This is a genomic window from Methylobacter sp. (genome assembly GCF_004322395.1).
Taxonomy (GTDB): Bacteria; Pseudomonadota; Gammaproteobacteria; order Methylococcales; family Methylomonadaceae; genus Methylobacter_A.
Window position 1 is genome coordinate 43,315 of the sequence record NZ_SCTW01000015.1, and the last position, 18,894, is coordinate 62,208.

Here is an 18,894-nt window from a genome sequence, read left to right on the forward strand (position 1 = left end):
GACGCTCCTATGTCAAGGACAACTCGCTTCTTTTAAGTCGGCCAATATGAGCGGATAAAGTTCACGGACAAGGTAACGTTTTAAGCACCGCTGAATTTCTTTGGTTGATTTTCCTTCTGCTGTCCTGCGGGCAACGTAGGCTCGCGTACGCGGATCACTGCGCATCCTGACTAATACAATGGTCCATAATGCATTATTTGCGGATCGGCTGCCTCCCCGGTTAAGTCGGTGACGCACGGTTTTCCCCGATGAGGCCGGTAGCGGGTTCGTGCCGCATAAAGCCGCTAGGGCTGCTTCGTTCCGTAAGCGCTCTGGGTTATCGCCAGCAATGGTTATTAGTGTAGCGGCTGTTTGCGGGCCGACGCCAAATTGATCACGTAGCCGTTTAGCCCCCTGTTTAGTAAGCGAATCTAACGTCGCATCGAGCTTCTTAAGTTCCTCTGTTAAATATAACCATCGCTCTGCCAATAGGCGAAGCGAGATCGTTAGTGTTTTAAGTAATACGGTATCGCCTAATGCTTCAAGTTGCTCACAGCCTTTTACACATTGATCGGGTTTTGATTTCCAGAGCCGGTTGCGAATGTCATCCGGGGCGCTGACCAGTAATGCACGAAGTTGGTTTATGGTTTGCGTCCTGGCTTTGACGGCACTTCGTCTTGCGACGGAGATCATTCGCATAGCTTCAGCAACCCCACTTTGGAGCTTAGGTATAGCTTGAGCTTTGCCGGATAAAACCATTCGCGCAGCATTCTCGGCGTCAGTGGGGTCTGATTTCCCTTGAAAACGGCGCTGTGACCGGTCAGGCCGATTAATTTCAAAAATTTCAACCGTCTTGGTTCGCAAAAATTGCGTTAGGCCGGCACCATAAGTTCCGGTACCTTCAATCCCGGCACTGCGCAATTGGCCAAAAGACTGAGCCCACCGCCACAATTCCTGGTATCCCGTTAAATTTGCGGGAATCGATAACTCACCAAACCATTTTCCTCGAGCATCGATGACCACGCCAACGTGGGTATCCAAATGCGTATCCACACCCAAAATTACTTCATAGGGTAAAAATGCTTCGGTCATGGCCTAAAGTCTCCTGAAGATGCTAATAAAATCACCTCACTAACACCCGGACAAGACACTCAAGTTGCAAGACAAAGCTCCTATTAGGTCACAAGTAATAGTTCCGGTGAATATCGGAGAACGCCGGTACCCAACCGACAGGTCAACACAAAGACAATGAGGTCAATCCCAGCACGGGTCAGATTGGGCCGAACGTTCAAGAGCATTTTATTCTGAGTATCCCAACAGTTGCCTTTACGGCTCATGCTCTGCCGGATGCCGTGCTGTTTTAATAGCGCCCGATGACTTTCCGAAGCATATTGACTGCTTCGGTCACTGTGCCACAACAAGTCTTCCCCAGGTTTTCGTTTCCAAATGGCCATTAATAGTGCGTCGTTCACCAGTTTAGTCCGCATATGCTCGGCCATTGACCAGCCTACGACTTGGCGGGAATACAGATCAATCACGACTGCTAAATACAACCAGCCTTCTTGAGTAGGGATAGTGGTGATGTCGCCGGCATAAGCCTGATTGGGCTGGTTCACTGTGAATTGACGATCCAGATGATTAGGTGCAATCGGCTGGTCATGCTTGGAATTCGTTGTAGCCTTGAATTTACGTTTCGTTTTACAAACCAAATCGGCTTCCCGCATCAACCGCCCTATGCGTCGACGACTGACTGCCCGATCTCGGTTTAATAACGATTTTTGGAGTCGCCGAGTTCCATAGGTAGCGCGGCTCTTCTTGAACAATCCTTGGATAATAGCCGTCAATTCAATATCATCCGTTTCAATCGTGGTTTGGGCGCGATGCAGCCACACATAGTAGGCACTTCGGGAAACCTGCATCAATCGACACATCGAATCAATTGGAAACTTGGTATCATGCTGTTTGATCCAGGCGTACTTCTCGGCAACTGCTCCTGCGTCGCCTAAAGCGCCTACTGTTGGTGCTCTACCTCCTGCATCCATGCAGTCGACCGTTGCTCCTTGGCAAAGTACGCTGCTGCCTTTTTTTACAGATCGCGCTCCTCTGTCAGTCGGGCATTTTCTTTCTTTAGACGCTTTAATTCTTCATAAAGATGATCGTCAGTCCGAGCCGTTTTATCGCTCTCTTTCGGGCGGCTATATTTTGCTATCCAGGTATGCAGGGTATTCACATTAATACCGAGATCTTTGGCGACCTGGATAATGGGCTTATCGGATTCATTCGCCAGCTTAACCGCTGAGGCTCTAAATTCGGCTGTATAGGTTTTTAGTTTTTCTCGGTTCATTTCGGATCACACTCTTTTCGGGATATTTTAAATTGTGTGTCCGGTTTAGTGTAGCCACATCAAAAAGCGTGGGTAAGAGCAGGGTTGCCAGTCGGCTCCAATGTATTGTCGGGGCCACACAATCTGCGACATACCTTTGCTAGGCGTCTGCGGTCGGCTGGGGTACCTTTAGAAACCCGTAAGGCATTGATGCACCATATCGATGGTGACATAACTGTCCACTATTCGCCAGCAGAAATTGAGGAACTGTTGATTGCGGTCGAGAAATTAAAAACGGTAGAAGGAGTGACTATGTTGCGATTAGCATCATGATTTACCCACTGGGTAATTTGAGAAATAGCAGGCATAAAAAAACCAGCTGATGATAACATCTAACTGGTTGATTTACTTGTACTTTGGTGGTGGGTCGTGCGCGATTCGAACGCGCGACCATCGCATTAAAAGTGCGGTGCTCTACCGGCTGAGCTAACGACCCAACAAAGACCGCCTATTATACTGATAAATCTAATTTTGGCAACATCTTTTTAATTTTTGTACCTTGTTGGATCTTGTATTCCTGCTTCAGCAAATCCAATTTTTCTTAGCCGACAGGCATCACAAACTTGACAAGCACGACCTTGCTCATCGGCGGAATAACAGGAAACGGTGCTTTGATAATCCACACCTAACTCAACACCCTGCTTAATAATTTCCGCCTTACTGAGCGCAATCAGCGGGGTATGTATGGTGAAATGTTCACCTTCTACGCCCGCCTTAGTGGCAAGGTTCGCTAATTGCTGAAATGCTGCGATAAATTCAGGCCTGCAATCAGGATAGCCGGAATAATCTACGGCATTAACACCAATAAAAATATCAGTAAGATTTAAAACTTCCGCCCAACCCAAGGCAAATGACAGGAATATGGTATTCCTTGCCGGCACATAGGTTACCGGTATACCTTCTTGTGCAGTGTGAGGCACGGCAATATGCTCATCGGTCAGTGCTGAGCCGCCGATCGAGCTTAAGCCCAGTTTAATGATTTTATGATCTTCGACTTGATAATCTGCGGCTATCCGCGTAGCGGCAGCTAGCTCGGCATTATGTCGCTGGCCGTAATCAAAGCTTAAGGCGTAACATTTGAATCCCTGCTTTTTTGCAAGAGCAAGAACGGTAATTGAATCTAATCCTCCCGACAGAAGGATAATGGCTTTTTTTTGCATACTTGTACTGAGCGTAGTAGATGTATCGGGGCTTACTTACCTTGGGCATCATCCCAGAGTAATTTATGGAGTTGAAGTTGAAAACGGACAGGTAATCTGTCTTTTAGAATTTTTTCGGCAAGTTCGGTTGGATTTTGCTGCCCCATCACCGGTGAAAATAATATCTCACAGCGATTAGGCAAATCATATTCAATTAAAACGGATTTTGACCAATCATAGTCCTTATCATTACCGATAACAAACTTAACTTGGTCTTTTGCAGTTAGATATTCGATATTTTGATAAAAGTTTCTGCTTAATTCACCTGAGCTGGGTGTTTTAAGGTCCATAACTTTAACAATACGCGGATCGACTTTCGACACATCAAGCGCACCGCTGGTTTCAAGCGAGACAACATAACCTTTGTCGGCCAACTTGGTCATTAACTCAAGACAACCCGGCTGTGCCAAAGGCTCGCCGCCCGTTACTGTAATATAGCGGGCTCCGTATTGTTCAACTTCCGCAATAACCGCATCTATTTCTATTTTTTTACCGCCTGTAAAAGCGTAGGCTGTATCGCAATAGACGCATCTTAATGGACAACCGGTGAGTCGAACAAATACGGTGGGTAGGCCTACCGTATTCGACTCGCCCTGTATCGAATAAAAAATTTCAGTGATTCGTAACAAACTCACAACTACTGTTTAACATCTTCAAGCAGAAGTAATTTCTTGGTCGCCAGACGCGCCGCTGTCGAGCCGGGAAAATCCGTAGTGACTCGCGTTAAATATTCACGAGCCTTAACCGGATTTTTTTGCTCAACCTCGATAGTGCCTAATTTTAACAAAGCATCAGGCACTTTAGAGCTGCCCGGATAATTTTCAATTACGCTATTGAAGGCTTTGCGCGCCGAATCAATATCCTGATTGACTCTATAGGCTTCACCTAGCCAATATTGGGCATTATTTGCATACTCGCCTTTCGGATTTTTACCCAGCAATGCATTGAATTCAGCAATTGCCTGAGCGTTATGTCCGTTTCTAAGCGCTTCATAGGCTTGTTGATATTGCTGCTTATCGTCGCCTACAGGAGGTAGGCGAGGGGCGTTAGCAGGAGCGGAAGCTTCACCTGAAACTTGCACAGTATCCGTTTTTTGTACTGGAGTCTGCTTAACCTCCGGCACTGCAGGAGCCGCAACTGGAGTTTCAGCCGCCTTTGCTTCAGATGCAACCGCCTCCCCCTGCGTTTGGGGACTTTCAACGGTCGCCGGTTTAACACCTTCAGCTTTTTTCTCAAGACCTTGCATCCGCTCATCAAAATCAGAATACATCGTGCTTTGAGATTTTTTCATCTCGGCAATAAGATTTGCCTGCTCTTCTACTTTGCCTGTGAGTTGCTGCATTTCAGCTTGCAGTTGCTCCAGTCGCCCCATCATTTCATACAGCGCATTGGTTGATGAAGGCTTTACAGTATTGGCCTCACTCGCTGGGTACATGGAATTATCAACGACTGGCGGTAAAGGATCCGCATTAACAGCGCTACAAACACACAGCAGCATGATAAGACGAGCTTTCATTTTTATTTACCTTGGTAAACTATCTCAACGCGACGATTAAGCTCCCAGGATGCTTCGTCGTGTCCTAATGATGCGGGCTTTTCTTCGCCGTAACTAACGGTATCTAGTTGGCTTTGCGAAACACCTTGAACTTTCATCATACTGACTATGGATTTTGCGCGTTGCTCACCTAATGCAATGTTGTACTCGCGCGAACCTCGTTCATCACCATGACCTTCCATAACAACGCGTTGGTCAGGATGTGCCATCAAATATTGTGCATGCGCTGCAATTACCGGAACAAAATCATCCTGAACCTGGCTGCTATCCAACATAAAATAAATAGTGCTTTTTGACAACGGGTTGTTCGGATCGCTAAATTCAGGGCCTATGCCTGCATTAGGATACATTCCCGAAGCATTCATTTCTGACCCGGACAATCCTGATCCATTATTTAAGCCTCTGGTTGACGCATCGTTAATACCACTCGCAGCATTTTGACTGCCGTCGGTAAGACTCGCATCTTTTTCATCTTCACTGCAACCGGATAGAATTACCGCGCTTATAGCCAATGCCAATACTGTTTTATTCAATTTCATTTTTAATTCCAAAAAATAGTTATTAATTTTATAAAAAATCTGTCGCACTCAATCGAACTAGGGTGACCATGCCGGTTCACGAATTTCATTGCTATCAAATACCAGCTTCTGTTGCATTTTACCATCCAATGATACAGCCGATAAGTAGCCAGCATTACCTTTTCGGGAAGCGTATAAAATCATACTGCCGTTCGGGGCAAAACTTGGTGATTCATCTGATCGGCCATCAGTGATTACATTAACTGACTTAGTTGCCATATCCATAACGGCAATACGAAAATCACTGCCATTCCCGTGTACCATGGCTATGTTTCTGCCATCCGGTGAAAAACTGGCCCTTGCATTATAAGCACCTGAAAAAGTCAGCCTTTTTTCATCTCCACCTTGGCTTGACATAATATATAACTGTGGTTTCCCGCCCCGGTCCGAGGTAAAAACAATACTACTGCCATCAGGAGACCAAGTTGGCTCGGTATCAATCGCAAAACTTTTAGTTAATTTAGTTAAAGTACGCGTTACCAGATTTAAGACAAAAATATCGGGATTGCCATCTTTAGATAAAGTCAGAGCCAATTTCCCCCCATCGGGCGACCATGAAGGTGCGCCATTGATGCCCGGAAATTCGGCAACTCTGACTCTTTCGCCGGTAGCCAAGGTCTGAATATAAATTGCGGCTGATTTTTTCTCAAACGACACGTAGGCTATTTTTCTGCCATCAGGCGACCACGCAGGAGACATCAACGGTTCCACGGATGAAGCTATAGTTTGCGCGTTAAATCCGTCTGCATCTGAAACTTGAAGCTTATGGGTACTTTGTCTGCCTTGTCTGCTGCTGGTAATGTACGCAATCCGGCCACTGAAAACACCTTTTTTACCGGTTAATTTCTCAAAGATCAGGTCGCTGATATGATGAGCCGTTCTACGCAAATCGCCCGCCGATGATGTCATTCGGTAACCCATCAGTTGTTCGCCCTTATAGACATCAAATAACTGAAACTGGACATTGTACTGACCATGGTCTTCTATCACTTGACCGATAACCAGGTAATTCTGACCTATAGCCTGCCAGTCTTTGAATTGAATAGCTTCCGCAGTGCCGGGTTTAGCCGGCATACTTTGCTTGTCCAGCGTTTTAAAATAACCACTACGCCCTAAGTCTGCATCAACAACAAAACTAACATCAACCGGAACGCCCGATGCCCCTTGCATGGCAAAAGGAACCACTGAAATAGGCAATGCACTCTCAATGCCCTCGGTAATTTCAATCGTCATCTCTGCATAGCTACTTGGCACATAGAAACTAATCAGACCAATCAACAAAACTTTTCTAAAAAAACTCACTTGTTCACCTCAGTAACTTAACTGAAAAAAGGCCATTAAATGATTGATATCATCTTTATTGATAATCATACCGTGTTTCGGATTATCTGGAACGGTCCGGATCAAACAAAAACTTAAATGACTTAAATTCTCTAGCAGATAGTTCTTTATCTTTAGGTACCGGAAGTGGCGATGCTTTGTGTACAGCATTTTCCGCTGACCGATCAAAAACTTCATCACCGCTAGAAGTAACAACAACGGCATCAATCACTGTACCATCTGACATCAATCTGACCTGAATTGTACACTTTAAACCTTCTGAAGCGGAAACCGGTCGAATCCAGCTTCGGGCTACTTTTTGTCGAATGGCAGCAGCTGCTGTTTTTATCGCCAACTGATCTTGTTCGGCATCCATTCTCGCTTGCTCTGCCTCCATTCTTGCAGCTTCGGCTTGTTCCGCCTCGGCTTTGGCTCTGGCGGCTTCAGCTCGCTCCGCTTCAATTTTGGCTTGTGCAGCCGCTTCAGCTTTTGCTTTTTCTGCTGCCGCTTTCGCTTTGGCGGCCTCCGCCCGCTCCGCTTCGGCCTTGGCCTGTGCAGCAGCCTCTGCTTTTGCTTTTTCTGCTGCCGCTTTCGCTTTAGCGGCTTCCGCCCGCTCCGCTTCGGCCTTGGCCTTTGCAGCGGCCTCTGCTTTTGCTTTTTCTGCCGCCACTTTCGCTTTAGCAGCCTCAGCTTTGGCTTGTTCGGCGGCTTCTGCCTTCGTTTTTGCAACTTCGGCTTGTTTTGCTTCGGCCTTAGCTTGCTCAGCGGCTTCGGCTTTCGCTTTGGCTATTTCGGCCTGCTTTGCTTCAGACTTGGCTTTCTCGGCGGCCTCTGCCTTCGCTTTTGCGGCCTCGGCTTGCTTTGCTTCTGCTTTGGCCTGTGCGGCGGCGTCGGCTTTTGCTTTGGCTATTTCGGCCTGCTTTGCTTCAGCCTTGGCTTTCTCGGCGGCCTCTGCCTTCGCTTTTGCAGCCTCGGCTTGCTTTGCTTCTGCCTTGGCCTGTGCAGCAGCTTCGGCTTTCGCCTTAGCTATTTCGGCTTGTTTTGCTTCGGTTTTGGCTTTTTCTTCTTCAGCTTGCTGTACTGCCTGTTCGGCTTCCTGATTAGTTTCTGTTTCCGGTTTTAGTTTCTCTTCAACCGGAGTTTCATTCTGCTTTTTTGGTTCTGCTGTGATATCAGCCGGATTCTTAACTTTAGTTTCATCGACAATTTCAGCATGAATAATTTCAGGCGCGGACTCCGATTCCGTTTTATCGGGTTTCAATAGAGCACTTAAGGCAAACAGGCCTAATATCGTAAGATGCAAAGCCAAAGCCAGAATGATTGGCCAGGAAAATTTCTTTTTACTATCCATCGAAATTTATTATTCGCTCGACTTGGTCATTAAACCCACACTGGACACACCGGCATTTTTTAATCCCGCCATCAACGTAACGACAACACCGTAATCAATACCTTTGTAAGCTCCGATTAGAACCTGCGTTTTCGGTTTGTTGGCTAATACTGCCATTACCCGGCCTTCTACCTCTTCTGGCTGTACCTGCTCCGGTTCTTTATCATCAATTGTAATAAAATATTGACTCTGTTCATTAATCGACACAATAACAGGTAAATTATCGCCTTCCGATTCTACCGTTGCAGATTCAGCTTGAGGAAGCTCGACCTGCACACCTGTCTGCAACATCGGCGTGGTGATCATGAAAATAATCAGTAACACCAAAGTCACGTCAATGTAAGGAACTACATTGATTTCCGCCATGGGCTTTCTGCGCCCATTTTTTCTGCTTATTTCCGGTCCGCTCATTTTTGATGCGCCTGCCTTTGTAACAACACGACGAACTCTTCAACAAACAGTTCATAACGGCCGGTCAATCTGTCCAGTCGAGTGGAAAAGCGGTTATAGGAAATAACCGCGGGGATCGCGGCAAACAGGCCGATAGCTGTTGCAATCAACGCTTCGGCAATCCCCGGTGCGACTTGCGCCAAAGTTGCCTGCTTGACATTACCTAGCGACATGAATGAATTCATGATGCCCCACACCGTGCCGAACAAACCGATGTAAGGACTGATCGATCCGACCGTAGCAAGAAATGCCAAATGCTCATCAAGCCGTTCCAATTCTCTCGACAATTCGATGCGCATGACTCGTTGCGCACTTTCCACCTGTACTCCGGGCTCTACATTACCGGCTTGCCTCATTCGGGAAAATTCTTTATATCCCGCCAGGAATATTTTCTCTATACCTTCCGGCTCAAAATCCTTGGCTGCCAATTTTCTATAAAGGTCGGCCAATACCACGCCTGACCAAAACTGCTCTTCAAATTCATCGGTGATTTCAACCGCTCGATTAAGCTCTTTGCGTTTAGTAAAAATGAATGTCCATGATGACATTGATGCAGTTAGCAATATCAGCATGACGAATTGAACAACAAAACTGGCTTCTTTAACTAAATGGAAAATCGATAAATCAGTATTCATTTACTATTTGCTCTAAAATTACTATAAATAAGGTTTCAGGAATCGCTTTAGGACGCATGGTTTGTGCATCCAAACAGGCAATTCGAACACTGCCCTTGCATAAAACATCGTCGTCTCGTGTAATGATTTGCTCGAATGTAAGGCTGGCTTTTTTAGCTAAAATCACCCTCGCGCTAACTTGCAGTTGTTCATTAAATCGTGCGGGACTCAAATAATCGACCTGAACCGAACGCACCACAAAAATAATGCCTTCATTAGCGATCAGTTTATCCTGCTCATAACCCATCGCCCTGAGCATCTCGGTTCTGGCCCGTTCGAAAAATTTCAGGTAGTTGGCATAAAACACCACTCCTCCTGCATCGGTGTCTTCGTAATAAACCCGTACCGGCCAGAAAAAATTTTTCATATGGTTTAATTATTCAAACAAATCCTCTGACAGGCCCAAATGCTTTGGAGGCGTCAAGCCAAAGTGCAAATAAGCATTTTGGGTAACCACTCGACCTCGAGGCGTACGCATAATAAAACCCTGTTGCAATAAATACGGTTCCACAACATCTTCAATCGTGCCCCGTTCTTCGCTGATCGCGGCGGCCAACGTATCCAATCCTACCGGCCCGCCGGCAAAACCCTCAATCATAGCCATAAGCAGCTTGCGATCTAATGAGTCAAATCCGTTACTATCTACTTTCAACATTTCTAGAGCCTGAAAGGACAGTTCCCCGGTAATCGTGCCATTGCCTTTGACTTCCGCATAGTCGCGTACCCGCCGCAACAATCTATTGGCAATCCGGGGCGTACCGCGAGAACGGCGGGCTATTTCGTAAGCGCCTTGCTGTTCCATTGCAATGCCCAGCACATGGGCTGAACGCGTCACAATATTCGCCAGCTCATCAACTGTGTAGAACTCCAACCGCTGAACAATACCAAACCGATCACGCAACGGGGACGTCAGCAAACCGGCGCGGGTAGTTGCGCCTATTAGGGTAAAGGGCGGCAAATCCAGCTTGATGGAACGTGCGGCAGGGCCTTCGCCTATCATAAGGTCAAGCTGATAATCTTCCATAGCCGGATATAAGATCTCTTCAACAGCCGGACTTAAGCGATGTATCTCATCTATAAACAACACATCGTGAGCTTCAAGATTAGTCAGCAACGCCGCAAGGTCGCCTGCTTTATCAAGTACAGGCCCTGATGTTTGACGAATTTTAACACACATTTCGGCGGCTATGATATTTGCCAATGTGGTTTTACCTAAACCGGGAGGGCCGAAAATTAACACATGATCCAGCGCTTCTTGCCGCGCCGTGGCCGCTTGGATAAAAATCTCCATTTGCTCGCGCAATTCTTTCTGACCGATATAATCGGCCAGACGCTTGGGCCGAATAGCTCGATCCTGGCGCTCTTCATCCGAATGACTGTGGGCGGTTACCATTCGATCACTATCAATCATCTTACTGTACCTTGAAGCGCCAGCCTGATAATGTCTTCACAACTTTTATCTTCAACACTGATATTTTGCACCATTTTACTGGCATCCAACGGCTTGTAACCCAGAGAACACAAGGCGCTAATGGCTTCCTGCTTTGGGTTACCGGCTAGTTGAGCATTACCGACACTCGCCACTGATAAACCGACTGAATCACCCAAGTCGGGCAATCTGTCTCTCATTTCAATAACCAGGCGCTCAGCCGTCTTTTTGCCAACTCCAGGCAAGCGCACCAATGCCTGAGTGTCATTATTGTAAATACAGCGATGGAATTCTTCGGCGCTTTGTCCTGACAAGATCGTCAAAGCCAACTTCGGTCCGACGCCATTGACCTTGATCAAGGTTCTGAACATCGAACGATCCGCTTCGGTTGAAAACCCGAATAGAATATGCGCATCTTCCCGAACGACCAGATGGGTATGCAATATTATCTCTGAACCGATGGCAGGCAGATTATAGAAAGTCGTCATCGGCGCTTCGACTTCATAACCTACTCCGCCCACATCCAGCATCAACAGAGGCGGCGCCTTAAGCACCAGTTTGCCGCGCAGAAAACCAATCATCGCAACAGCCCCCGCTGCAAACGTTGCGCAGTCTGCTGATAATGGGCATGACAAATGCTGATACCCAACGCATCGCCGGCATCGACTTGTAAATCACCTTGAATATTTAACAGAATTTTCACCATGTGCTGAACCTGAGTTTTTTCGGCACTGCCCTTGCCCACCACAGCTTGTTTGACTTGCCGGGCCGCATATTCAAACACCGGCAAACCGGCGGTTTGAACCGCGCAAATCGCCGCTCCTCTGGCTTGACCGAGTTTAAGCGCAGAGTCGGCATTTTTATGCATAAAAACCTGCTCTATGGCCATTTGTTCTGGTTGATAGCGCTCGACAACTTCCAGCATACCATCAAATATCTGTTTGAGCCGATCGGGAAAGTAATCGGCATTAATCCGAATACTGCCGCTGGCTATGTACTTATAACCGTGCAATGAGCTTTCTATAATTCCGTAGCCGGTTATTCTTGAGCCGGGATCTATCCCTAAAATTCTCATCAGCTACAGTAAACTATCAATCCAACCCTTCCATAATTTCATCGCTAATATCCGCATTGGAATAAACATTCTGTACGTCGTCCAAATCTTCCAACCTGTCTATCAAACGCATCATTTTTTCCGCGCACTCGGCATCCAGCTCGGCCATTGTTGCCGCCTGCATCGTGATCTCGGCATTATCCGGTTCAAAACCTGAGGCAACTAAAGCCTCCTTTACTTCCAGATAATTTTCCGGCGTAGTCATCACATCAACGGAACCGTCATCATGGGTAATAACATCTTCCACTCCGGCTTCCAGTGCCGCTTCCATCAGAGAATCTTCATCAACAGAAGGCGCATAACTGAGTATTCCTACTTTACTGAACATATAGGCCACAGAACCATCTGTACCCAAGTTGCCGCCTGCTTTAGAAAAAGCATGACGGACTTCACCGACAGTACGATTGCGATTGTCGGTCAGGCAGTCGACCATAACTGCGGTACCGCCGGGTCCGTAGCCTTCATATCGAACAACTTCGTAATTAACGCCTTCTAAGGCGCCGGATGCTTTTTTAATCGCGGTATCAATAGTATCCCGGCGCATATTCGCACCTAAAGCTTTATCTACCGCAGTGCGCAAGGCAGGATTACTTGCTGCGTCCGGTCCGCTGGTTTTTACCGCTACCATTATTTCACGCAGTATCTTAGTAAAAATTTTTCCGCGCTTAGCATCCTGTCCCGCCTTACGGTGCTTGATATTAGCCCATTTACTATGCCCTGCCATTGTCTCTCTCTTAAAGTACAGTTAAATATGTGCTCGTAATTACTCAGCAGTTAGGAAAAATAGAACGCTGATGACGCTGATTATTATGATCAGATAAGATTTTTCAATATTTGCAACTATCTGTGCATATCATATTTATCTGCGTCATCTGCGTTCCATTGTATTTTTATGGGACTGAGTAGCTACAAAGCTTATAAAATATGCGCCAATATAGAAACCAAGCTTGATTCAGCGCTGTAAAGATCGGCCTGATCACGAACAATCTGTCTGTCAACCACACCGCCAAAGCCGATCACAACCGCTCCGGCCTGTTTGGCTTCCATGTCGGTCTTGCCATCACCTATCATGACCAGCGAACCTTGCGTCTTAAGTAGCCGTCTGCAAATCTCGGCTTTTCCGCCCGATCTGGCCAGTGGCGAATTTTGGTCATAATTAAGATAACTACCGTCTTCATTGAAGTAAATATCGACAGCATGAACCTGAGTTTCAGATAGGCCTAAATACCTTGCAAGCGGCAAAATAGCCTGCCGAATTCCGCCACTGATAATATGCAACTCCTTGTCCGGTGAGGTTAAAGCATCAAACACTTCTTTAACGCCATCGACTATCTGCTCAATATACAAATCCGCAAGCCAGCCGATACTGTCCCGGTCCGGCCTGATCAACGACAAACGCCGCTCATAAACCGCTTCCAGCGGCACCTCGCCATTCATCGCCGCATCGGTCAATCTGGACATTTCCGCGCCTAGACCGACACGTTCGGCAAGTTCGTCTATACCTTCTATTTTGCTTAACGTGCTGTCGCAATCGAAACAGATGACATCAAAACTCATAGGTTAATCTGGATAGCCTTGTGTACGGCAGGTATATGACATAATTGCTGCAACAAATCGCCTGTTAAAGGCTCGGTAACGCTGATAACTGCCATCGCCCGCTGCTGCACATCCGCCGTTCCAACCTGCATTCTGGTGATATTGATATCCGCATTGCCCAGCACGCTGCTGATTGCCGATATAACGCCCGGTTTGTCATCGTGCTGGGTTACTAATAAAGTTCCTTCGGGCACCACTTCAATGTCAAACTGGTCTATACAAACCAGACGGGGATGACTGCCGCCCAGCAAGGTCCCAGCCAGCGTAATGGCTCGATCTGAACAATGTCCGGTAACCCGGATCAACGACAAATAATCTTGAGTTTCTTCGGTTTTCGATTCAACCAGAGCAATGCCCTGGCGTTTGGCGATGTTTTCGGCATTAACCCGATTGACCGGTGTAGAAAATTGTCCGCTTAACACGCCGATCAATGCAGCAACTGAAACCGGACGCGCCTCGACTTCTGCCGCTCGACCCATCAATGCAACTTCTATCTTTTCTATCGGCTTGGTCGCCAGACCAACTAGCACCTTGCCGAGAATATTGGCCAACGTCATAAATTCGTGCGATTTTTTCAACTCTTCCGCAGAAACCCGGGGCAAGTTTAAAGCATTAACCGCTTCCCCGGTTTTTAAAAACGTGACCGCTTGCCGGGCAATCTCGACGCTCACAGCCACTTGCGCTTCACTGGTCGATGCGCCCAAATGCGGGGTAAAAACGATATTATCCAACTCCAACAGCGGCGAATTGGCAGGCGGTTCATTTTCGTATACATCAAGCGCCGCACCGGCTATTCGACCGTTTTTCAACGCGTCATACAGTGCAACTTCATCAATCAAGCCACCTCTGGCGCAGTTGATAATCATCGCTTCTTTTTTCATGACCGCCAGTTGAGCACTGCCGATAACGTTGCGGGTTTTTTCGATCAAAGGGCAGTGTAAAGTTAAATAGTCCGCCCGGGTCACCAATTCATCCAGACCCACCGATTCAACGCCCAGGTCTTCGAATATTTCAGGCGCAACAAACGGGTCATAAGCAATCACCTGCATTTTCAAGCCCAAACCGCGCTGCGAGACAATCCGCCCGATGGTGCCGAAACCGAGTATTGCCAGCGTTTTATGAGCAATCTCCGATCCCATCAATTTAGAGCGCTCCCATTTTCCGGCGCGAACCGAGCGGTCTGCGGTCGGCAAATGCCGGCTCAGCGACATCATGTGTGCAATCGCCAATTCGGCAGTCGTGGTCGCATTGGCGTCCGGGGTATTCATGACAATAATCCCCAGCTCTGTCGCTACAGGTATATCGACATTATCGACACCGATGCCGGCGCGACCTATCAGCTTAAGGTTTTTTGCCACCTGCAACACTTTGTTGGTCACCTGAGTGTCGCTACGAATCAGTAGCGCATCGTAATCCCCAATGATGTTACAAAGCTGGTCTTCATTAAGCCCGGTCTCAATATGTATTTGTATGCCGGACTGGTCATTTAAATAATTAATGCCAGCTTCTGCTAATTTGTCGGAAATAAGTATTTTTTTCAAAGGAATACACCGGAAAAGGACTATGCGTCAAAAAATATAGTTTAACAGATTTATTCGCAGGGCTGTTGACCCTGCATTTATAAAGGATTTTACAATCTCTGTCTTAGTTACCGTGATAATAACCATCCGGAGAAGGCTTGCGCACCGGCTTTAACGCTGATGGACTTGCTGGTGCCGGAGCTTGCGCCGGCATAGACTCTGCCACTTCTTCCAAAGGAGGTAAGCGTTCATAAATTGCCACTGGATCTCCGCTTTGTTCCTTAAGCGCTTTATTTAAAGCCGCTTGATCAAAATCAGGCAGTTCCTGATTATTATTGGCCTTTTGAATCAACCTTAGCGCTACGGCAAAACGTTGATCCAGCGTTGTTTCTTCACCTTCCAGATCAGGATGCGCTTCTACATAAAGAACATTGTCCAACCACCCAATTTTGATCGGCTGTTTAACAATATATACCGGCGTTCCGACCGAAACCATATCATATAATTCCTCAACATCTTCGGGATACATCCGAACGCAACCATGCGTTATCTGCATGCCTATGCCATTAATTTTATCAATATCGGTACCATGTATACGATATTCTCCCGGCAGGGCCAGATGCAGAGCTCGTGAACCTAGCGGATTATGTGGCCCTGGAGGAACTATAGCCGGCAAAGGATCGCCATTCGCGGCGTGCTCTCGTCTTATAGACTCTGGCGGATGCCATGCAGGATTCATGATTTTTCGCGCAATTTTGGTTTTACCCAACGGCGTCTTCCAATCTTGCCTGCCAACACCGTGTGCGTAAGACATAACCTGCCGAGGTGTCTCACCTTTCTTAGCCGGCGGGTAATAATACATGCGGTATTCGGAAATATTTAAAGTAATCCCGTTATGAGGCGAATCCGGCAAAATACGTCTATTGGATAAACGAACAATCTCACCTTTTCTAACCAGCCAGCGATCGACATCCTGATTCAATCTGACTATTTCAGTTTGCCCCAAAAGAAAGCGGCGCGCTACGTCCAGTAAAGTTTCATCCTGTTCCGCGCGAGTTATAGGCATATGATCAGGATATTGAGTAATAACGCTATCATTACTGTTTTCCGGCATTGTGTAGGTCGTAGCATTAGCCCGACTGCCAATGGCTAGCAGTAAGATAGTAAAAGCAAGTAGTGCGCGAATATTCATTGCAATAAATTTCTCAGAAAATACAATATAAAATAATAAATTTTCTTCAACAACCAGCGTTACTAGTTGTAGTGTGGATAAATCCGCACTGACAGACAATCCCTAGTCAATCATTCAAGATATGCCAATCTAAATAAACTGCTTATATTATCATGCGAGGCTAATTCGAGCATAATTTTGCTGATTTGATGGACTTGTTTTGGAGATTATCGCTATTCACCCTATAATTCAGCCAATTCAACATATTACATCTAATAAGAGACCGTCAAATGTCCATGCAAATTTTTCGCAGTAAACATGTTATTTCAGATGATGACGCGGGTACCGGCCTCAGGCGTTGCCTGTCAAAATGGGATTTGGCCTTTCTCGGCATCGGCGCGATCATTGGCACCGGTATATTTGTACTAACCGGAGTCGCCGCCGCCACCCAATCCGGACCTGCCGTGATGCTATCATTTGTCATAGCCGGACTCGCCTGCGCTTTTGCAGCTTTGTCTTATGCAGAGTTAGCCGCTTCGGTCGGCGGCTGCGGCAGTGCTTACGGCTACAGCTATGTTGCATTCGGGGAAATATTCGCTTTTATAATCGGCTGGGACTTGCTGCTGGAATACAGCCTTGCCGTTGCGACCGTCGCCAATGGCTGGTCGGGCTATTTTAACAACGCACTGACCGCCATCGGCATACCGTTGCCGGAGATGTTGACTAAATCACCTAAACTCGGAGGCTTAATCAACCTGCCTGCAACCGCCATCATTTTGATATTGATGCTACTGCTGATCATGGGCGTAAAACACAGCGCCAAAGTCAACAATGCAATGGTGTTCGTCAAGCTGCTCACTATTACCGTTTTTATTGCTGTTGCCGTATTCAACATCCATCCGGAGAATTGGCAGCCATTTATGCCGTTCGGTTGGTTTCAAACCCTGCCTGACGGCAAAACTACCGGCGTCCTGGCCGGCGCATCGCTGGTGTTTTTCGCCTACGTCGGCTTCGATGCGGTATCCACTGCCGCCGAGGAAGCCAGTAACCCACAACGCGACCTGCCTTTTGGCATCGTCATGTCTCTAGGCTTTTGCACCGTTATCTACATCCTGGTATCAGGCCTGCTGACTGGCGTCGTTAACTATACCGAACTCAACGTATCGTCACCTGTCGCTCACGCGCTGAACCTGCTTGGTTACAATTGGGCATCGGCGCTAATCTCAACTGGGGTTATTGCCGGTCTTACTACCGTGATGCTGGTTTTGTATTACGGCCTGACTCGCATCATTTTCGCAATGTCACGCGACGGCCTGCTCTCGCCATTCTTTAGCGAAGTGAACCCCAAAACCCAAACGCCGGTACGTGTCATCGTATTATGCGGCATCATCATGGCAATAGCCGCTGGCTTCATACCTCTCGGCGATCTGGCCGAACTGGTCAACATCGGCACCTTGGCTGCATTCGTACTAGTGTGTTTAGGAGTATTGGTATTGCGCATCAGCAAGCCGAATATGAATCGTCCGTTCCGCTCACCGTTTAGCCCGCTGTTTCCGGTGCTAGGCATATTATCTTGCTCTGCGCTAATGGCATTTTTACCCGCCCTCACCTGGCTGCGCTTTGTGATCTGGCTGGTTATTGGATTAATAGTGTATTTTTCTTATTCAGTGCAGCATAGCAAGTTAATCAAAACTTAGGTTCAACTCATCAGTGCAATCGCCACCGACTGGAAAAGAAAAGTTTAGCTGATATAGTTTCGCGATTTTTTATTCGACCAAAGACGAAAAAGCGTATGAGAAACTATAAAAGCTAAACCAAGCACAAAGATACCAAATTGAGATGCAGAAAAAACCGGAAAGAGACCGCCAAACTACTATGCTTATCAGCGTCAACTCTGTGCCGAGAGCTGAAACGCAATCTAGGCAAAAGATGCTGGCGCAGATAAAAGCGGATAAGCGCAGTCAAATCAGGAAACGAATGAGTATCGACGAACATCCTGAGGTCGTTGCGCAAAAGAGACCCGCATCGGCTCTCGGGAAATCGATACAATAGGCAAGAACGATCAACACACTTTTGTAACGATAAGATCGAGTTCCAAGTTCACCCTAATAGACGAACTAACAGCAATCCTCCACTACCGCCTCTAAACCGGGCGCAAGCCCCAGCACCTAATCCTGTTGACTTAACCAAAGCCACCGCGTTGGCTGAGCGTAGCCGAAGCCAACGTCGGCTACGCTCAACCAACTGCTTAAGTCAACGGTATTGGACCCAGCACCGCCCAAAATCACTTCTTCTCGCCTGCGCGATTTTTGCGAAAAAATTTCAGTGAGATAAATTTTGAATCTGAGATTGGTGCTTAAGCAGCGGAATGACTAAGCGTCAGGCTATTAAAAGCGAGAATTTGAAATGGCGAATTTTGAACTGATTCGACGATTTATGCGAGGGAGACAATAGAACATACCTTGAAAGCTCCGTTATTAAAGGCATTTTAAAAATCATTAAAACAGCTACCCCCACACGATCAACCCTACCCCGG

Annotated in this window: 18 protein-coding genes, 1 tRNA gene and 2 pseudogenes; 2 read left to right on the forward strand and 19 right to left on the reverse strand. The window is 47.0% G+C overall.

Going from position 1 to position 18,894, the window contains the following annotated elements; translation table 11 throughout:
* Window positions 1-12: 12 nt before the first annotated feature.
* Both EPO18_RS02625 and EPO18_RS20785 read right to left on the reverse strand, forming a co-directional pair.
* Window positions 13-1,071: an IS110 family RNA-guided transposase gene (locus EPO18_RS02625; protein ID WP_292430116.1), complete on the reverse strand. Its 1,059-nt coding sequence runs from the start codon at window positions 1,069-1,071 to the stop codon at window positions 13-15.
* 218 nt (window positions 1,072-1,289) lie between these two features.
* Window positions 1,290-2,323 (reverse strand): annotated as a pseudogene (locus tag EPO18_RS20785) (IS3 family transposase); the annotation flags it as partial.
* Between the two features lie 75 nt (window positions 2,324-2,398).
* On the opposite strand from EPO18_RS20785, the pseudogene EPO18_RS02640 reads away from it, so the two are divergent.
* Window positions 2,399-2,635 (forward strand): annotated as a pseudogene (locus EPO18_RS02640) (tyrosine-type recombinase/integrase); the annotation flags it as partial.
* Between the two features lie 87 nt (window positions 2,636-2,722).
* Here EPO18_RS02640 and EPO18_RS02645 read toward each other — a convergent pair.
* The 17 genes from EPO18_RS02645 to EPO18_RS02725 form a co-directional block, all read right to left on the reverse strand.
* Window positions 2,723-2,798: transfer RNA gene (locus EPO18_RS02645), tRNA-Lys, on the reverse strand.
* A gap of 49 nt (window positions 2,799-2,847) precedes the next feature.
* Window positions 2,848-3,522 (reverse strand): 7-cyano-7-deazaguanine synthase QueC, encoded by a 675-nt coding sequence (gene queC, locus EPO18_RS02650; protein WP_292430120.1) that lies wholly within the window; start codon window positions 3,520-3,522, stop codon window positions 2,848-2,850.
* 32 nt (window positions 3,523-3,554) lie between these two features.
* Window positions 3,555-4,196 (reverse strand): 7-carboxy-7-deazaguanine synthase QueE, encoded by a 642-nt coding sequence (gene queE / locus EPO18_RS02655; RefSeq protein WP_292430123.1) that lies wholly within the window; start codon window positions 4,194-4,196, stop codon window positions 3,555-3,557.
* 2 nt (window positions 4,197-4,198) lie between these two features.
* Window positions 4,199-5,077 (reverse strand): tol-pal system protein YbgF, encoded by an 879-nt coding sequence (gene ybgF, locus EPO18_RS02660; RefSeq protein WP_292430125.1) that lies wholly within the window; start codon window positions 5,075-5,077, stop codon window positions 4,199-4,201.
* Between the two features lie 2 nt (window positions 5,078-5,079).
* Window positions 5,080-5,655, reverse strand: coding sequence for a peptidoglycan-associated lipoprotein Pal (pal, locus tag EPO18_RS02665; protein WP_292430128.1), 576 nt, complete (start codon window positions 5,653-5,655; stop codon window positions 5,080-5,082).
* Window positions 5,656-5,712: 57 nt separating this feature from the next.
* Window positions 5,713-6,996: a Tol-Pal system beta propeller repeat protein TolB gene (tolB, locus tag EPO18_RS02670; RefSeq protein ID WP_292430131.1), complete on the reverse strand. Its 1,284-nt coding sequence runs from the start codon at window positions 6,994-6,996 to the stop codon at window positions 5,713-5,715.
* 82 nt (window positions 6,997-7,078) lie between these two features.
* On the reverse strand, window positions 7,079-8,365 hold the full coding sequence (gene tolA, locus EPO18_RS02675) for a cell envelope integrity protein TolA (protein ID WP_292430134.1): 1,287 nt from the start codon (window positions 8,363-8,365) through the stop codon (window positions 7,079-7,081).
* A gap of 9 nt (window positions 8,366-8,374) precedes the next feature.
* Window positions 8,375-8,770, reverse strand: coding sequence for a protein TolR (gene tolR / locus EPO18_RS02680; protein WP_292430137.1), 396 nt, complete (start codon window positions 8,768-8,770; stop codon window positions 8,375-8,377).
* A 41-nt stretch (window positions 8,771-8,811) separates the two neighbouring features.
* Window positions 8,812-9,489 (reverse strand): protein TolQ, encoded by a 678-nt coding sequence (tolQ, locus tag EPO18_RS02685; protein WP_292430140.1) that lies wholly within the window; start codon window positions 9,487-9,489, stop codon window positions 8,812-8,814.
* A complete protein-coding gene (ybgC, locus tag EPO18_RS02690; protein WP_292430143.1) occupies window positions 9,479-9,895 on the reverse strand; it encodes a tol-pal system-associated acyl-CoA thioesterase in 417 nt (138 codons plus the stop codon). The genes tolQ and ybgC overlap by 11 nt, the downstream gene beginning before the upstream one ends.
* Before the next feature lie 9 nt (window positions 9,896-9,904).
* The gene (gene ruvB / locus EPO18_RS02695) at window positions 9,905-10,936 is read right to left on the reverse strand and encodes a Holliday junction branch migration DNA helicase RuvB (RefSeq protein ID WP_292430234.1); all 1,032 of its coding nucleotides are present in this window, start codon (window positions 10,934-10,936) and stop codon (window positions 9,905-9,907) included.
* The gene (gene ruvA, locus EPO18_RS02700) at window positions 10,936-11,538 is read right to left on the reverse strand and encodes a Holliday junction branch migration protein RuvA (RefSeq protein WP_292430145.1); all 603 of its coding nucleotides are present in this window, start codon (window positions 11,536-11,538) and stop codon (window positions 10,936-10,938) included. The genes ruvB and ruvA overlap by 1 nt, the downstream gene beginning before the upstream one ends.
* Entirely contained in the window at window positions 11,535-12,035 is a 501-nt protein-coding gene (ruvC, locus tag EPO18_RS02705; RefSeq protein WP_292430237.1) for a crossover junction endodeoxyribonuclease RuvC, read from the reverse strand. Before ruvC ends, ruvA begins: the two co-directional genes overlap by 4 nt.
* A gap of 13 nt (window positions 12,036-12,048) precedes the next feature.
* The gene (locus EPO18_RS02710) at window positions 12,049-12,795 is read right to left on the reverse strand and encodes a YebC/PmpR family DNA-binding transcriptional regulator (protein WP_292430148.1); all 747 of its coding nucleotides are present in this window, start codon (window positions 12,793-12,795) and stop codon (window positions 12,049-12,051) included.
* A 191-nt stretch (window positions 12,796-12,986) separates the two neighbouring features.
* Window positions 12,987-13,628: an HAD-IB family phosphatase gene (locus EPO18_RS02715; RefSeq protein ID WP_292430151.1), complete on the reverse strand. Its 642-nt coding sequence runs from the start codon at window positions 13,626-13,628 to the stop codon at window positions 12,987-12,989.
* On the reverse strand, window positions 13,625-15,208 hold the full coding sequence (gene serA, locus EPO18_RS02720) for a phosphoglycerate dehydrogenase (RefSeq protein ID WP_292430153.1): 1,584 nt from the start codon (window positions 15,206-15,208) through the stop codon (window positions 13,625-13,627). The genes EPO18_RS02715 and serA overlap by 4 nt, the downstream gene beginning before the upstream one ends.
* 103 nt (window positions 15,209-15,311) lie before the next feature.
* Window positions 15,312-16,379, reverse strand: coding sequence for a L,D-transpeptidase family protein (locus EPO18_RS02725; protein WP_292430156.1), 1,068 nt, complete (start codon window positions 16,377-16,379; stop codon window positions 15,312-15,314).
* 269 nt (window positions 16,380-16,648) lie between these two features.
* Between EPO18_RS02725 and EPO18_RS02730 the strand changes: the two genes are divergently transcribed.
* On the forward strand, window positions 16,649-18,055 hold the full coding sequence (locus tag EPO18_RS02730; RefSeq protein ID WP_292430159.1) for an amino acid permease: 1,407 nt from the start codon (window positions 16,649-16,651) through the stop codon (window positions 18,053-18,055).
* Window positions 18,056-18,894 lie beyond the last annotated feature (839 nt).

Bases quoted from the DNA above. Each gene is read 5' to 3' on its own strand.
- EPO18_RS02625 (WP_292430116.1), bottom strand. From the start codon at position 1,071: ATGACCGAAGCATTTTTACCCTATGAAGTAATTTTGGGTGTGGATACG.
- queC (WP_292430120.1), bottom strand. From the start codon at position 3,522: ATGCAAAAAAAAGCCATTATCCTTCTGTCGGGAGGATTAGATTCAATT.
- ybgF (WP_292430125.1), bottom strand. From the start codon at position 5,077: ATGAAAGCTCGTCTTATCATGCTGCTGTGTGTTTGTAGCGCTGTTAAT.
- pal (WP_292430128.1), bottom strand. From the start codon at position 5,655: ATGAAATTGAATAAAACAGTATTGGCATTGGCTATAAGCGCGGTAATT.
- tolA (WP_292430134.1), bottom strand. From the start codon at position 8,365: ATGGATAGTAAAAAGAAATTTTCCTGGCCAATCATTCTGGCTTTGGCT.
- tolR (WP_292430137.1), bottom strand. From the start codon at position 8,770: ATGGCGGAAATCAATGTAGTTCCTTACATTGACGTGACTTTGGTGTTA.
- tolQ (WP_292430140.1), bottom strand. From the start codon at position 9,489: ATGAATACTGATTTATCGATTTTCCATTTAGTTAAAGAAGCCAGTTTT.
- ybgC (WP_292430143.1), bottom strand. From the start codon at position 9,895: ATGAAAAATTTTTTCTGGCCGGTACGGGTTTATTACGAAGACACCGAT.
- ruvA (WP_292430145.1), bottom strand. From the start codon at position 11,538: ATGATTGGTTTTCTGCGCGGCAAACTGGTGCTTAAGGCGCCGCCTCTG.
- EPO18_RS02710 (WP_292430148.1), bottom strand. From the start codon at position 12,795: ATGGCAGGGCATAGTAAATGGGCTAATATCAAGCACCGTAAGGCGGGA.
- EPO18_RS02715 (WP_292430151.1), bottom strand. From the start codon at position 13,628: ATGAGTTTTGATGTCATCTGTTTCGATTGCGACAGCACGTTAAGCAAA.
- EPO18_RS02725 (WP_292430156.1), bottom strand. From the start codon at position 16,379: ATGAATATTCGCGCACTACTTGCTTTTACTATCTTACTGCTAGCCATT.
- EPO18_RS02730 (WP_292430159.1), top strand. From the start codon at position 16,649: ATGTCCATGCAAATTTTTCGCAGTAAACATGTTATTTCAGATGATGAC.